This window comes from Staphylococcus sp. EG-SA-2 (assembly GCF_017152085.1).
In genome coordinates, this window is record NZ_JACYHC010000315.1 from 1 (window position 1) to 363 (window position 363).

At 32.0% G+C, this 363-nt stretch carries 1 pseudogene; it reads right to left on the reverse strand.

The window, feature by feature from the left end:
• Positions 1–260: 260 nt before the first annotated feature.
• Positions 261–363: pseudogene (locus IDG60_RS03070) on the reverse strand (epoxyqueuosine reductase QueH); the annotation flags it as partial.

The window sequence follows — 363 nt, forward strand, 5'->3', positions numbered from 1 at the left end:
ACAAAGGAGAAAAAAAGAAGACAACCAAGCCCAATAATGGACTGGCCGCCTAATAATAAAAACTCTAAAAGTTGTAATTTAAAATAGTTCTTTAAATTATATACCCACCACATTTGGTGGAGAACCACAATATTTACGATTATATAAATAACCCGAGATTTTAGTATGATTCATTTCACTAAAATCTCGGGTTTCTATTTGATAATTTTTAATGGGATATGGCATGTATACGAGCCTGCCTTTTATCTCATTTCCAATGATTAATCTGGATATTGTTCTAAAAATGCTTTCGCTTCTTTATTAACTGTTTTAAAATCAATACCTTGTTGCATCGCTGCAAAGACACATCCACAATAACACTGC